Annotated in this window: 12 protein-coding genes and 3 tRNA genes; 5 read left to right on the forward strand and 10 right to left on the reverse strand. The window is 71.1% G+C overall.

The window, feature by feature from the left end:
- Window positions 1-10: 10 nt before the first annotated feature.
- The 4 genes from rpmG to HGA03_RS02800 form a co-directional block, all read right to left on the reverse strand.
- On the reverse strand, window positions 11-181 hold the full coding sequence (gene rpmG, locus HGA03_RS02785; protein ID WP_168628901.1) for a 50S ribosomal protein L33: 171 nt from the start codon (window positions 179-181) through the stop codon (window positions 11-13).
- Window positions 182-253: 72 nt separating this feature from the next.
- Window positions 254-330 (reverse strand) — tRNA-Met (locus HGA03_RS02790).
- Between the two features lie 53 nt (window positions 331-383).
- Window positions 384-456, reverse strand: a tRNA-Thr gene (locus tag HGA03_RS02795).
- Window positions 457-599: 143 nt separating this feature from the next.
- Window positions 600-681, reverse strand: a tRNA-Tyr gene (locus HGA03_RS02800).
- A gap of 131 nt (window positions 682-812) precedes the next feature.
- Here HGA03_RS02800 and HGA03_RS02805 point away from each other — a divergent pair.
- Window positions 813-1,313 (forward strand): YajQ family cyclic di-GMP-binding protein, encoded by a 501-nt coding sequence (locus tag HGA03_RS02805; protein WP_168628660.1) that lies wholly within the window; start codon window positions 813-815, stop codon window positions 1,311-1,313.
- A 45-nt stretch (window positions 1,314-1,358) separates the two neighbouring features.
- On the opposite strand, the gene htpX is transcribed toward HGA03_RS02805, so the two are convergent.
- On the reverse strand, window positions 1,359-2,237 hold the full coding sequence (gene htpX, locus HGA03_RS02810) for a zinc metalloprotease HtpX (protein WP_168628661.1): 879 nt from the start codon (window positions 2,235-2,237) through the stop codon (window positions 1,359-1,361).
- Between the two features lie 156 nt (window positions 2,238-2,393).
- On the opposite strand from htpX, the gene HGA03_RS02815 reads away from it, so the two are divergent.
- From HGA03_RS02815 to HGA03_RS02825, 3 genes are read left to right on the forward strand one after another with little or no spacing between them, the layout of a single operon-like run.
- Window positions 2,394-3,236, forward strand: a complete 843-nt coding sequence (locus tag HGA03_RS02815) for an ABC transporter substrate-binding protein (RefSeq protein ID WP_168628662.1) — start codon at window positions 2,394-2,396, stop codon at window positions 3,234-3,236.
- The gene (locus tag HGA03_RS02820) at window positions 3,236-4,135 is read left to right on the forward strand and encodes an amino acid ABC transporter permease (RefSeq protein ID WP_168628663.1); all 900 of its coding nucleotides are present in this window, start codon (window positions 3,236-3,238) and stop codon (window positions 4,133-4,135) included. Before HGA03_RS02815 ends, HGA03_RS02820 begins: the two co-directional genes overlap by 1 nt.
- Complete coding sequence (locus HGA03_RS02825; protein WP_168628664.1) at window positions 4,132-4,878, forward strand: amino acid ABC transporter ATP-binding protein; 747 nt, start codon at window positions 4,132-4,134, stop codon at window positions 4,876-4,878. Before HGA03_RS02820 ends, HGA03_RS02825 begins: the two co-directional genes overlap by 4 nt.
- Here the strand turns inward: HGA03_RS02825 and rarD are convergent.
- Window positions 4,865-5,806 (reverse strand): EamA family transporter RarD, encoded by a 942-nt coding sequence (rarD, locus tag HGA03_RS02830; RefSeq protein ID WP_239073574.1) that lies wholly within the window; start codon window positions 5,804-5,806, stop codon window positions 4,865-4,867. The genes HGA03_RS02825 and rarD overlap by 14 nt on opposite strands.
- Window positions 5,807-6,023: 217 nt before the next feature.
- On the opposite strand from rarD, the gene HGA03_RS02835 reads away from it, so the two are divergent.
- Entirely contained in the window at window positions 6,024-7,403 is a 1,380-nt protein-coding gene (locus tag HGA03_RS02835; protein ID WP_168628666.1) for an FAD-dependent oxidoreductase, read from the forward strand.
- 60 nt (window positions 7,404-7,463) lie between these two features.
- Here HGA03_RS02835 and HGA03_RS02840 read toward each other — a convergent pair whose 3' ends face one another.
- The 4 genes from HGA03_RS02840 to nuoL form a co-directional block, all read right to left on the reverse strand.
- Window positions 7,464-8,468 carry a polyprenyl synthetase family protein gene (locus HGA03_RS02840; RefSeq protein WP_168628667.1) on the reverse strand — a complete coding sequence of 335 codons (1,005 nt, stop codon included), beginning with the start codon at window positions 8,466-8,468 and terminating at the stop codon, window positions 7,464-7,466.
- A 103-nt stretch (window positions 8,469-8,571) separates the two neighbouring features.
- Window positions 8,572-10,299: an NADH-quinone oxidoreductase subunit NuoN gene (gene nuoN / locus HGA03_RS02845; protein ID WP_168628668.1), complete on the reverse strand. Its 1,728-nt coding sequence runs from the start codon at window positions 10,297-10,299 to the stop codon at window positions 8,572-8,574.
- Entirely contained in the window at window positions 10,296-11,894 is a 1,599-nt protein-coding gene (locus HGA03_RS02850; RefSeq protein ID WP_275407593.1) for an NADH-quinone oxidoreductase subunit M, read from the reverse strand. Before HGA03_RS02850 ends, nuoN begins: the two co-directional genes overlap by 4 nt.
- A 12-nt stretch (window positions 11,895-11,906) precedes the next feature.
- Window positions 11,907-13,841 carry an NADH-quinone oxidoreductase subunit L gene (gene nuoL / locus HGA03_RS02855; RefSeq protein WP_373307680.1) on the reverse strand — a complete coding sequence of 645 codons (1,935 nt, stop codon included), beginning with the start codon at window positions 13,839-13,841 and terminating at the stop codon, window positions 11,907-11,909.
- Between the last annotated feature and the right edge of the window lie 2 nt (window positions 13,842-13,843).

The raw sequence follows: 13,843 nt of genomic DNA on the forward strand, positions 1-13,843 counted from the left end.
ATCGTCAGCGTCAGCGGGTCTCGCGGTGCAGCGTGTGGCGGCCGTCGCGCGGGCAGAACTTGTTCATCTCGAGCCGGTCGGGGTTGTTCCGACGGTTCTTCTTGGTGATGTAGTTCCGCTCCTTGCACTCCGTGCACGCGAGCGTGATCTTCGGACGGACGTCCGAGCTCTTGCTGGCCATGTTCGTGCCACCCTCCGCGCCAGTGGCGCCGTGTTCTGCTGATGCGCGCCGGCCGACGCGCTGGTTCATGCGTGGTAGCGGGAGCGGGGCTTGAACCCGCGACCTCACGATTATGAGTCGTGCGCTCTGACCAACTGAGCTACCCCGCCAGGGATGAGGCACGGGCCAGGACCACGAGGTCCTGGCCCGTGTCACATCACAGAGCCCCGAAAGGGAATCGAACCCTTGACCTTCTCCTTACCATGGAGACGCTCTGCCGACTGAGCTATCGGGGCAGCGCGGGAAACACTACACGGCCCTCGGCGCGGAGTGAAATCGTCGCGCCCTCCCCCGCAGGCCCGCCCGGAGATCACGGGCCACGCACTCCCCCGCAGACCAGAACAGGGCGCCCTCCGTGAGGAGGACGCCCTGTCGAGGGTGGCGGGTGAGGGATTCGAACCCCCGTAGGCAGTGCCAGCTGATTTACAGTCAGCCCCCTTTGGCCGCTTGGGTAACCCGCCAAGGGTGGCGCGCCGGTCGGTACGACCTGCGTGCGGATGGAAGGATAGCAAGGGTTCGGACCCTCCCGTGACATCCGGCCACGGCGGACCGGGTCCCGCACCGCACCAGACCGTCATCGCAGGAGGTAGTCATGGCCAGCGACTCGTCGTTCGACGTCGTCAGCAAGGTGGACCGGCAGGAGGTCGACAACGCGCTGAACCAGGCCGCCAAGGAGATCGCCCAGCGCTACGACTTCAAGGACGTCGGCGCCTCGATCAGCTGGAGCGGCGACAGCGTCCTGATGGTCGCCAACTCCGAGGAGCGGGTCCGCGCCGTCCTGGACGTGTTCCAGACCAAGCTGATCAAGCGCGGCGTCTCGCTCAAGGCGATCGACACCGGCGACGGCGACCCCAAGGCGTTCGGCAAGGAGTACCGGCTCACCGGCACCCTCAAGGAGGGCCTGTCCTCGGAGAACGCCAAGAAGGTGGCCAAGCTGATCCGCGACGAGGGCCCCAAGGGCGTCAAGACCGTCATCCAGGGCGAGGAGGTCCGGGTGTCCTCCAAGAGCCGCGACGACCTGCAGGCGGTCATCGCGCTGCTCAAGGGCGCGGACGACATCGACGCGGCGCTGCAGTTCGTCAACTACCGCTGAGCCACGCGGTCGCGGTTCGCACCGGCGCGGGCCGCGACCGGCCGGTCAGTACCGCGTGATCCCGCCGATATCCCCCGCCATCCGCTCCAGCCGGGCGATCCGGTCGCCCATCGGCGGGTGGGTGGCGAACAGCTTGCCGACCCCGGCGCCCTTGAACGGGTTGGCGATCATCAGGTGCGAGACGTCCACCAGGTCGCGGTCCTGCGGGAGCGGGCGGGCCTGGGTGCCGGCGTCGAGCTTGCGCAGGGCGGAGGCCAGGGCGAGCGGGTCGCCGGTGAGGTTGGCGCCGTCCTCGTCGGCGTCGTACTCGCGGGTCCGGCTGATCGCGAGCTGGATCATGGTGGCGGCCAGCGGGGCGAGCAGGGCCATCAGCAGCGCGGCGAAGGGGTTGCCACCCCGCTCGCGGTCGTTGCCCCCGCCGAAGATCAGCGCGATCTGGGCGATCGAGGTGATGACGCCGGCCACCGCGGCGGCGATCGAGGACGTGAGGATGTCCCGGTTGTAGACGTGCATCAGCTCGTGGCCCAGCACGCCGCGCAGTTCGCGCTCGTCCAGGATCTGCAGGATGCCCTCGGTGCAGCAGACCGCGGCGTTGCGCGGGTTGCGGCCGGTGGCGAAGGCGTTCGGGGCGGCGGTGGGCGACACGTACAGCCGGGGCATCGGCTGGCGGGCCTCGGTGGAGAGCTCGCGCACGATCCGGTACATCACCGGCTGCTCGATCTCGGAGACCGGGCGGGCGTGCATGGCGCGGATCGCGATCTTGTCCGAGTTCCAGTACGAGTAGGCCGTGCTCAGCAGGCCGAACACCGCGAACAGCCAGATGTAGCGACCGCCCGCCACCAGGGCACCGATGCCGAGCAGCACCGCCCACAGCACGCCGAACAGGAGTGCCGTCTTCAGCCCGTTGTAGTGCCGGTGGCCCATGGTCGTCCTTCCCTCGCCGGGGAGCGCGGGTGAGGGCGCTCCGTTCCCCGAGACAACGCCGCAGGCCCCGCCCCGGTTCCCCTACCCTGGCCCTTCGCGCGCCATCACGCGCGCGCGACCACCGGGCCGCCGGCCCCGTCCCCCGAGGAGACCCTCGTGCGTAGCACCCGCATTCTCGCCCTGGCCGCTGCGAGCGCCCTGGCGCTCGCGGCGTGTGCCCCGGCCGACGACGACAGCAGCGGCGGTGCCACCGCCACCGACGGCGCGCTGCAGACGCTGACCGACGGTGTGCTGACCATCGGCACCTCCGACCCGGCCTACGAGCCGTGGATCGTGGACAACGACCCCAGCAACGGCAAGGGCTACGAGTCGGCGGTCGCCTACGCGGTGGCCGAGCAGCTCGGCTACGACGCGGACCAGGTCGAGTGGGTGACCGTGACCTTCGACCAGATCATCGCGCCGGGCGCCAAGAGCTTCGACTTCGCGATCAACCAGGTGTCGATCAGCCCGGAGCGGGCCGAGAACCTGGACTTCTCCTCCTCGTACTACGACACCGCGCAGGCCGTGGTCACGGTCGAGGGCAGCCCGGCGGCGGAGGCGAGCAGCCTGGCCGACCTCAAGGGCGTCAAGCTCGGCGCGATGGTCGGCACCACCAGCCTGCAGGTCGCGCAGGACACGATCGAACCGGACACCGACATCCAGGTGTTCAACGACAACGACCAGGTGAAGCAGGCGCTGACCTCCGGCCTGGTGGACGCGATCATCGTCGACCTGCCGACCGCGCTCTACATCACCGCGGCCGAGCTGGACGACGGCGTGCTGGTCGGTCAGCTGCCGGCCGGTGACGACCCGGACCAGTTCGGCCTGGTGCTGGACAAGGACTCCCCGCTCACCGAGCCGGTCACCGAGGCGGTGGACGCGCTGCGCGAGGACGGCACGCTGGACGACCTGCAGGCCGAGTGGCTCACCGACGCCGCCGGTGCCCCGGTCCTGAAGTAATGACCAGCACCTCCGCCGACGGCGCCCGGGCCTCCGCCTGGGCGCCGTCGGCGCGTCAGCTCGAACGGGACGCCTTCCGCAAGGGCCGGGCCCGCCGCTCGGTGCTGGTGGCGATCGTCAGCACGGTGCTGGTGGCCGCGGTGGCGGTGCTGGCGCTGGTCAGTTCGCCCGGGTGGCCTCGGGTGCGCAAGTCGTTCCTGGACCCGCACGTGGCCTGGGAGTCGCTGCCCAAGGTGCTGGAAGGGCTGTGGCTGAACGTCCGGGTGATGGTGGTCTGCGCGGTGATCATCGTGGTGCTGGCGATGCTGCTGGCCCTGGCCCGGACCCTGCGCGGCCCGGCGTTCTTCCCGCTGCGCGCGCTGGCCACCGGCTACGTCGACGTGTTCCGCGGGCTGCCGCTGATCCTGGTGCTGCTGCTGGTCGGCTTCGGGCTGCCCGGGCTGCGCTTGCAGGGCATCCCGACCTCGGCGGTGGTGCTCGGCGGCATCGCCCTGGTGCTGACCTATTCGGCCTATGTCGCCGAAGTGTTCCGGGCCGGGATCGAGTCGGTGCACCCCTCGCAGATCGCCTCGGCCCGCTCGCTCGGGCTGACCCGCGGGCAGACGCTGCGGCACGTGGTGCTGCCGCAGGCGGTGCGCCGGGTGATCCCGCCGCTGCTGAACGACCTGGTCTCGCTGTCCAAGGACTCCGGTCTGATCTCGATCCTGGGTGCGATCGACGCGGTGCGCGCGGCCCAGCTCAAGACCGCCGAGTACGCCAACTTCACGCCCTATGTGGTCGCCGGGGTGCTGTTCGTGCTGCTGACCATCCCGCTGACCCGGTTCACCGACGCGCTGGCCAAGCGGGGCGGCTGGCTGGGCTCGCAGAGCGGCCTGGCCGGTGCGGGGGCGATGCGATGAACGGCACCGAGCCGCTGCTGCGGATCGACCGGGTGCGCAAGGCCTTCGGCGACCACGTCGTGCTGGACGACCTGTCGCTGGATGTGCACGAGCACCAGGTCGTCGTGCTGATCGGGTCCTCCGGGTCCGGGAAGTCGACCCTGCTGCGCTGCATCAACCTGCTGGAGGAGGTCGACGACGGCGCGATCACCATGGCCGGGCAGGAGATCACCGACCCGCGGGTGGACGCCAACGCGGTGCGCGCCCGGATCGGGATGGTCTTCCAGTCCTACAACCTGTTCCCGCACCTGCGGGTGCTGGACAACGTGGCCCTGGCGCCACGGCTCGTGCACAAGCTCGACCGGGCCGAGGCGCGCGACCGGGCCGCCCGGATGCTGGACCGGGTCGGGCTGGCCGCCAAGGCCAACTCTTTCCCGGACGAGCTGTCCGGCGGCCAGCAGCAGCGGGTGGCGATCGCCCGGGCCCTGGTCGGCCAGCCGGCGTTGATGCTGCTGGACGAGGTGACCAGCGCCCTGGACCCGGAACTGGTCGGCGAGGTGCTCGGCCTGCTGGAGGAGCTGAAGGCGGAGGGCACCACGATGGTGCTGGCCACCCACGAGATGAGCTTCGCCCGGCATGTGGCCGACCAGGTGTGCTTCCTGCATCAGGGCCGGATCCTGGAGCAGGGCCCGCCGGAGCAGGTGCTGGTCGAACCGCGCGAGCAGCGCACCCGGGACTTCCTGCGGCGGTTCACCGCGGGCTGAGCGTCGCCTCCTGGACCCGGCTCAGCCGCTGGGCCCGGCTCGCCCGCACCCCGTCGATGGTCAGCAGCACCAGCGCGACCCAGACCAGCGCGAAGCCCCACCACCGGGCCGGCGGCATGGTCTCGTGCAGCACGGTCACCCCGATCAGGAACTGCAGGATCGGCGCCAGGTACTGCAGCATCCCGACCACGCTGAGCGGCAGCCGGCGGGCGGCCTCGCCGAACAGCAGCAGCGGCAGCGCCGTGACCACCCCGGTGCCGACCAGGGCCAGGGCCTGCCCGGTGCCGGCGTGGCCGAAGCTGCTGTCACCGATCGCGGTCAGCCAGATCAGGTACCCCGCGGCGACCGGTGCCAGCACCAGGGTCTCCACCGCGAGCGACGGTGCGGCGCCCACCGACCGGCCGACCCGGTTCTTCAGCAGCCCGTAGAACCCGAAGGAGAACGCCAGGGTGAGCGCCACCCACGGCAGCCGCCCGACCCCGACCGTGATCACCACCACCGCCAGCACGCTGATCCCGAGCGCGATCCACTGCAACCGGCGCAGCCGCTCGCGCAGCACCAGCACCGCCAGCCCGACCGTGACGATCGGGTTGATGAAGTAGCCCAGCGCCGCGTCGACCACGTGACCGGACAGCGTCCCGTAGACGAAGGTCAGCCAGTTCACCGCCAGCAGCACCGCCGCCACCGCCAGCACCCCGAGGGTCCGGCCAGAGCGCAGCACGGTGCCGAACGCACCCCACGCGCGGCCCACCGTGAGCACCACCGCGCAGAACACCAGGGACCACAGCACCCGGTGCGCGATGATCTCCGCCGGGCCGGCCGGGACCAGCAGGGTGAAGTACAGCGGGAGCACGCCCCACAGCAGGTAGGCGGCCGTGCCGTTGGCCAGGCCACGGGGATCCAGGGTCGGGGTGGGTGTCGTGCTCACAGGCCGAACCGTAACCCCGGCCGCCGACCCACCCCGGACCGCATCCGGCCGTTGGCAGGAGTTCGACGGCGATTGGCGAGCGGAGGCACCCTTGCCCGGCCCGCCTAGACTGGTCACAGCCCGCGGCCGCAGGGCGGCGACCTGGACGTCCGGACCCGGACTCGGTCGCCGGAGCGTCGCGCGGCGCCACGTCCTCGTCGAGAGAGAAGGAAGCCGCGTGAGCTCCCACCGTCCCGTCCGGGTCGCCGTGATCGGCGCCGGACCCGCGGGCATCTACGCCTCGGACATCCTGTCCCGTTCCGGACTGGACGTGTCCATCGACCTGATCGAGCGGCTGCCCGCCCCGTTCGGACTGGTCCGCTACGGCGTGGCCCCCGACCACCCCCGGATCAAGCAGATCATCACCGCCCTGCACAAGGTGCTCGAACGGGGTGACATCCGGCTGATCTGCAACGTCGACTACGGCGTGGACCTCAAGCTGGAGGACGTCCGGCGGCACTACGACGCGGTGATCTTCGCCACCGGGGCGATCAAGGACGCCGACCTGCCGATCCCCGGCATCGACCTGGACGGGTCCTACGGCGCCGCCGACTTCGTCTCCTGGTACGACGGGCACCCGGACGTGCCGCGCAGCTGGCCGCTGGACGACCGCGAGGTCGCCGTGATCGGCGCCGGCAACGTCGCGCTGGACGTGGCCCGGATGCTCGCCAAGCACGCCGAGGACCTGGCCGCCACCGACGTCCCGGCCAATGTGCACCAGGTGCTCGCGGCCTCCCCGATCACCGATGTGCACGTCTTCGCCCGGCGCGGCCCGGCGCAGGCCAAGTTCTCCAGCCTGGAGCTGCGCGAGCTGGGCCACGTTCGCGACGTCGACGTGATCGTCTACCCGGAGGACTTCGAGTTCGACGAGGGCTCCCAGGCGGCGATCCGCTCGTCCAACCAGACCAAGCAGGTGGTCAAGACCCTCACCGACTGGACGCTCAAGGAGCCGGAGGAGCTGACCGCGAGCCGGCGGATCCACCTGCACTTCCTGCACGCCCCGGCCGAGGTGCTGGGCGAGGACGGCAAGGTGGTCGGCCTGCGGACCGAGCGCACCGTGCTCACCGGCGACGGCACCGTGGTCGGCACCGGGCAATTCCACGACTGGCCGGTGCAGGCGGTCTACCGCGCGGTGGGCTACTTCGGCTCCCCGGTGGTGGACGTGCCCTTCGACGAGCAGGGCGGGGTGATCGCCAACCGGGAGGGCCGGGTGGTGGACGTCGACGGCGACCCGGTGCCCGGGGTGTACACCACCGGCTGGATCAAGCGCGGCCCGGTCGGCCTGATCGGCCACACCAAGTCCGATGCCAAGGAGACCATCGAGCACCTGGTCGAGGACGCCGCGGCCGAGTCGTTCCGCGCCGCCACCGAGCCCGACCCGGAGGCCGTGCTCGACTTCCTGCGGGCCCGTGGCGCCCGGCCGATCCACTGGGACGGCTGGGAGCTGCTGGACGCCTACGAGCGCACGCTGGGCGAGCGGGAAGGCCGCGAGCGGGTCAAGGTCGTCCCCCGCGAGGACATGGTCCGGATCGCGCTCGCCCTGACCGACGAGGACTGACTCGCACCACGACGAGGGCCCCGCACCGGATCACCGGTGCGGGGCCCTCGTGGCGTGGTCTCAGGACGCCCGATTCACCAGCGCCTCGGCGAAGGAGATGAACGAGTCCTTCACCGGCCCGGCCGGCAGCGGGTCGAGCAGGGCGACCGCCTCGTCCACCAGCGCCAGCGCCCGGGCCCGGGTCTCCTCGACCACCTCGTGCGCGGACAGCTCGGCCACCGCGCGGGCCAGGTCCTGGTCCGCGGACAGGTCGGAGTCCAACAGCTCGACCAGCGCGAGGTCGGCCGGCCGGGATTCCCGGGCCGCCCGCTCGCGGAGCAGCAGCACCGGCATGGTCGGCACCTGCTCGCGCAGATCGGTGCCGGGGGTCTTGCCGGACAGCGTCCCGTCCAGCGACAGGTCGATCACGTCGTCGGCCAGCTGGAACGCCACCCCGATCCGCTCGCCGAAGGCCGCGACGGTCTCCACCGTGGCCTGGTCGCAGCCACCGTACATCGCACCCAGCCGGGCGGAGGTGGCGATCAGCGAGGCGGTCTTGTCGGCCAGCACCCGCAGGTAGTGCTGCACCGGGTCGTCGCCCTCGGCCGGGCCCATCGACTCGTGCAGCTGGCCCAGGCACAGCCGCTCGAACGTCCCGGCCTGGATCTTGACCGCCTCCGGCCCGAGCCCGGCCACCGTGGTGGACGCCCGGGAGAACAGCAGGTCCCCGACCAGGATCGCCACCGAGTTGCCCCACACCTCGTGCGCGGCCGGGGCGCCGCGCCGCAGCGGGGCGGAGTCCATCACGTCGTCGTGGTACAGCGAAGCCAGGTGGGTCAGCTCCACCACCACGGCCGCGTCCAGCACCTCGTCCCGGGAACCGTCGCCCAGTTCGGCCGCCAGCAGGGTCAGCATCGGGCGCAGCCGCTTGCCCCCGGCGTCGGCCAGGTGGTGTGCGGCATCGTCCACCAGCTGATCGGCATAGGCGGCGGCGTCGTGCAGGCGGCTCTCGACCAGGTCGAGTCGACCCGCGATCCGCTCGGCGAGGGCCGGGTCGGCGAGCGGCAGGGCGGTCGGGGATGTCACGGGACGAACCTATCTGGCCGGACGGCTGAGGGCAGAACTGACGCGCGACCGCCGCCCCGCGCGGGTGGCACGGGGCGGCGGTCAGTGATCGAGGGTACGCGGCTCAGGGCAGGAAGACCGCCACCTGGGAGATCGCCTCCAGCACCGGCCCGGGCAGCACGCCCAGCAGGACGGTCAGCACCGCGCAGATCGCGATGGCGGCGACCGCGAAGCCCTGGGAGGTGACCACGACGGTGCGGGGGCGACCGCCGGCCTCGTCGTCGGTGTCGGACAGCGGGCCGCCGTGCGGGCTGGTGAAGAACATCAGCACGATCAGGCGCACGTAGAAGAACGCGGCCGCGGCGGAGGCCAGGACGCCGATCAGGGCCAGCGGCCACGCGCCGCCGTCCACCGCCGCGGCGAACACGGCGAACTTGCCGGTGAAGCCCGCGGTGAGCGGGATCCCGGCGAAGGACAGCAGGAACAGGGCGAAGGTGCCGGCCAGCACGGGGTGGGTGCGACCGAGGCCGGCCCACTGCGAGATGTCGGTGGCCTCGCCGAGCACCGGGGCGTCGGCCTCGTCCTGGTCATCGGCGGCCGGGCCGGTGACGCCGGGGGTGTCCGAGCCGGCGGGCAGGACACCGGCGGCGACCGCGGCACCGAGGGTGGCGGCGGCGTTCTCCGGGACCGCGGCGGAGGCGGTGCCCCGCTCCCGGACCAGGGAGACGATGCCGAAGGCGCCGACGGTGGCCGCGCCGTAGGCCAGCAGGTAGAACAGCACCGCGGTGATGCCGCTCTGGGCCAGGGCGATCACGCCGGTGAGCACGAAGCCGGCGTGCGCGATCGAGGAGTAGGCCAGGATCCGCTTGACGTCGGTCTGCACCAGGGCGATCACGGTGCCGACCACCATGGTGGCGATCGCGACGGTCCACATCATCGGTTCCAGGTCCCAGCGCATGCCGGGCACCACGGTGTAGAACACCCGCAGCAGGGCGCCGAAGGCGGCGACCTTGGTGCAGGCGGCCATGAAGCCGGTGATCGGGGTCGGGGCGCCCTGGTAGACGTCCGGGGTCCAGGAGTGGAACGGCACCGCGCCGACCTTGAACAGCAGGCCGATCAGCACCAGCAGCGAGCCGACCAGCAGCAGCCCGTCCATCCCGGTGACGGCGGGCACCGCGGCGGCGATGTCGCTGTACCGGATCGAGCCGGAGTAGCCGTAGAGCAGCACGATGCCGAACAGCAGCAGTGCGGAGGCGAACGCGCCGAGCAGGAAGTACTTCATCGACGCCTCCTGGCTGAGCAGGCGACGGCGGCGGGCCATCCCGGTCAGCAGGTACAGCGGCAGCGACAGCACCTCGAGCGCGATGAACAGGGTCAGCAGGTCGCCGGTGGCCGGGAAGATCATCATGCCGCCGGTGGCGAACAGCATCAGCGGGTAGATCTCGGTCTGCTGCAGCCCGGCCCGGCGGGCGGACTCCTCGTAGCCGGATCCCGGCACCGAGGCGGCCTGCGGGGCGAAGGCGTCCTCGCCGGTGGAGGTGCGGTCCGCGGCGATCAGCACGGCCAGCAGGGCGAGCAGCGCGATCACGGCCTGCATCACCAGCGTCGGCCCGTCGACCAGGAGCGAGCCGCCGAGCACGTCGGTGCCGCCGGTGTCCTTGACGTCGTTCCAGAGCAGGCCGACCGACACGATGCTGCCCAGCAGGGCGAGCAGGGTGAGGGCGAGCTGGATCGGCCGGCGGGTGGCCCGGGGCGCGAAGGCCTCGACCAGCACCCCGATCACCGCCGCGCCGAGCGGGAACAGCACCGGCGTGAGCTGGGCCCACGCGATGTCCGGAGCGTTGAAGGTCACTGCTCGCTCCCCTCGTCACCAGCGGTGACCAGATCCGGGGCGTCGGTGACGCCCACCTGCGTGATGGTGCTGGTGGCGGGCTCGTCCACCAGGTGCAGCGCCGGGGCCGGGTAGAAGCCCAGCACCAGCATCAGCGCGATCAGCGGCCCGACCACCCAGCGTTCCCGGCCGGACAGGTCACGGGTGCCGGCCAGGTCGTCGCGGACCGGACCGGTGAACACCCGCTGGTAGGTCCACAGCACGTAGAGCGCGGCGAGCACCACGGCCACCGCGGCGATGATCGCGGCCGGACGGTGGGTGCCGAAGGTGCCGACGATCACCAGGAACTCGCTGACGAAGGTCGACAGGCCCGGCAGCGACAGCGCGGACAGCCCGATCACCAGGAAGGTCCCGGCCAGCACCGGGGTGATCCGCTGCAGCCCGCCGAAGTCCGCGATCCGCGCCGACCCCTTGCGGGCGACCAGGAAGCCGACCAGCAGGAACAGCCCGCCGGTGCTCAGGCCGTGGTTGACCATGTAGAACGACGAGCCGCCGATCGAGGTGCTGGTGAAGGCGAAGATGCCCAGCACGATGAACCCGAAGTGCGACACCGAGGTGTAGGCGACCAGCCGGAACATGTCCTGCTGTCCGAGGGCCAACAGGGCGCCGTAGAAGATCGACACCAGGGCCAGCGCGATGATCACCGGGGCCGCCCAGCGGGACGCCTCCGGGAACAGCGGCAGGCACAGGGTCAGCATCCCGAAGGTGCCGACCTTGTCCAGCACGCCGACCAGCAGCGTCGAGGTGCCGGCCGGGGCCTGCTCGGCGGCGTCCGGCAGCCAGGAGTGCACCGGGAACATCGGCGCCTTGATCGCGAACGCCAGGAAGAACGCCAGGAACAGCCAGCGGCCGGTCCCGGTGGGCAGGTCCAGGCCGGTGAGGCTGGTGATCAGGAAGCCCTCGCTGCCGCCGGGGCCGTTCAGGTAGAGCACGATGACGCCGACCAGCATCACCAGGCCACCGGCCAGGGAGAACAGCAGGAACTTCACCGCGGCGTAGCGCCGCTGCGGTCCGCCGAAGGCCCCGATCATGAAGTAGACCGGGATCAGCATCGCCTCGAACAGCACGTAGAACAGGAACAGGTCCCGGGCGGCGAAGACCGCGACCATGAACGAGGTGAGCACCAGGACCAGCGCCAGGTAGTGCCGGAGCCGGTTGCTGGCGCCGTCCTGGGAACCCTGCTCCTTCCAGGCGGCCAGCACGACCAGCGGCACCAGGACCACGGCCATGCCGATCAGCAGCATGCCGACGCCGTTGACGCCGAGGGCGTAGGAGACCCCGAACTGCGGGATCCACTGGTGCTGCTCGTAGAGCTGGTAGCTGTCGGACGAGGCGCCGCCACCGAAGGCGGTGATCCCGGCGACGACCGCCAGCACCACCTCGACCAGGGCGAAGCCGAGGGCGATCTCCCGGACCCGGCGCGGACCGGCGGTGGCCGATCCGGCGGGCTTGGGCAGCAGCCAGAGCAGTGCGGCGCCGATCAGCGGCCACACGATCAGCATGGTCAGCCAGGGCACGTCGGCGGCGACCGTCGCGGCGGGGGTGAGCGTGAGCACGGTTCTTCTCCCTCAGATCCGCGGAGCCAGGACGACGACGGCCAGCACGACGAGACCGATCAGCATGGTCGCGGCGTACTGCCGGGCGTAACCGGACTGCAGCTTGCGTAGCACCTGGCCGATCCCGACCGTGAGCTTGCCCAGGCCGGTGAACGCGCCGTCCACCACCGAGCGGTCGCCGTAGACCAGCGACCGGGTCAGGTACTGGCCGGGCTGGACCAGCAGGGCATCGTTGACGGTGTCCTGGTACATGTCCACCCGGGCGGCCCGGGTGAGCACCGAGCCCTTCGGGGCGGTGGTCGGCACCGGCAGGGCGCCGTACTGCCGCCAGGCGAGCACCAGGCCGATCGCGACCGCGACCAGGGTGGCGATCTGGATCACCGGCACCGACAGCACCGGCTCGTGGTGTTCCACGTGCCCGGTGACCGGCTCCAGCCAGGTGGTGAAGCCGCCGCCGAGCTGGAGCACGAAGCCGAGTCCGAGCGAGCCGATCGCCAGGATGATCATCGGGACGGTCATCAGCCAGGGCGACTCGTGCGGGTGCCGCAGCGGCCGCTCGGCGCTCGCCTGGGCCTTGTTGTCGGTCCAGCGCGCCTTGCCGTGGAAGGTCATGAAGAACATCCGCGACATGTAGAACGCGGTGATCCCGGCGCCGACCAGGGCGACGATGCCGAACACCCAGGCCCGCCACTCGCCGGCACCCTCCGGCACCACGAAGGCGGACTCGATGATCTTGTCCTTGGACCAGAAGCCGGAGAACGGCGGCACGCCCAGGATCGCCAGCCAGCCCAGGCCGAAGGTGGCCCAGGTGATCACCATCGACGTGCGCAGCGCACCGAAGTGCCGCATGTCGGTGGTGTCGTCCATGCCGTGCATCACCGACCCGGCGCCCAGGAACATCCCGGCCTTGAAGAAGCCGTGCGTCACCAGGTGGAAGATCGCGAACGCGTAGCCGATCGGGCCCAGGCCCGCGGCCAGCACCATGTAGCCGATCTGGGACATGGTCGACGCGGCCAGCGCCTTCTTGATGTCGTCCTTGGCGCAACCGATGATCGCCCCGAGCACCAGCGTGATCGCCCCGATGATGGTGACGATCAGCTGCGCGGTGGGCGCACCCTCGAACACCGGCGCCGAGCGCACGATCAGGTACACACCGGCGGTGACCATGGTGGCGGCGTGGATCAGCGCGGACACCGGCGTCGGGCCGGCCATCGCGTCACCCAGCCAGGACTGCAGCGGGAACTGCGCGGACTTGCCGCAGGCGGCCAGCAGCAGCATCAGGCCGATCGCGGTGAGCATCCCGGTGGAGACCGCACCGGAGCCGACGCCGGCGTTCACGGTGTGGAAGTCCAGCGAGCCGAGCTGGCTGAACAGCAGCCCCATCGCGACCAGCAGGCCGATGTCGCCGATCCGGTTGGCCACGAAGGCCTTCTTGGCGGCCGCCGCGTACTCCGGGCGCTGGTTCCAGAACCCGATCAGCAGGTAGGACGCCAGGCCGACGCCCTCCCAGCCGACGAACAGCAGCAGGTAGGAGTCCGCCAGCACCAGGATCAGCATCGCCGCGATGAACAGGTTCAGGTAGGCGAAGAACCGGCGGCGGGAGTCGTCGTGGGCCATGTAGGCCACCGAGTAGATGTGGATCAGCGTGCCGACGAAGGTCACCAGCAGCACGAAGGTCAGCGACAGCGGGTCGATCTGCAGCCCGGCGGCCAGGCTGAACCGGCCCACCGAGATCCAGTCGAACAGGTGCACGCCGATCCCGCGGTCGGCGGCATCGCGGCCGAGCAGCTCGATCAGCAGCAGCGCGCCGATCACGAAGGAGGCGGCCGAGGCCAGCACACCGAGCCAGTGGCCCCAGCGGTCGGCCGCTCGTCCGAGCAGCAGCAGCACCGCCGCGCTCGCCAGCGGCACCGCCACCAACAAGGGGGCGAGGGATGTCAGGTTCACGT

Origin of the sequence: Cellulomonas denverensis (genome assembly GCF_012396125.1) — a bacterium.
GTDB classification, from domain to species: Bacteria; Actinomycetota; Actinomycetes; order Actinomycetales; family Cellulomonadaceae; genus Cellulomonas; species Cellulomonas denverensis.

What these genes read in the sequence shown, in the direction of transcription:
- rpmG (WP_168628901.1), bottom strand. Translation starts at nt 181, where the DNA reads ATGGCCAGCAAGAGCTCGGACGTCCGTCCGAAGATCACGCTCGCGTGC.
- HGA03_RS02805 (WP_168628660.1), top strand. Translation starts at nt 813, where the DNA reads ATGGCCAGCGACTCGTCGTTCGACGTCGTCAGCAAGGTGGACCGGCAG.
- htpX (WP_168628661.1), bottom strand. Translation starts at nt 2,237, where the DNA reads ATGGGCCACCGGCACTACAACGGGCTGAAGACGGCACTCCTGTTCGGC.
- HGA03_RS02820 (WP_168628663.1), top strand. Translation starts at nt 3,236, where the DNA reads ATGACCAGCACCTCCGCCGACGGCGCCCGGGCCTCCGCCTGGGCGCCG.
- HGA03_RS02825 (WP_168628664.1), top strand. Translation starts at nt 4,132, where the DNA reads ATGAACGGCACCGAGCCGCTGCTGCGGATCGACCGGGTGCGCAAGGCC.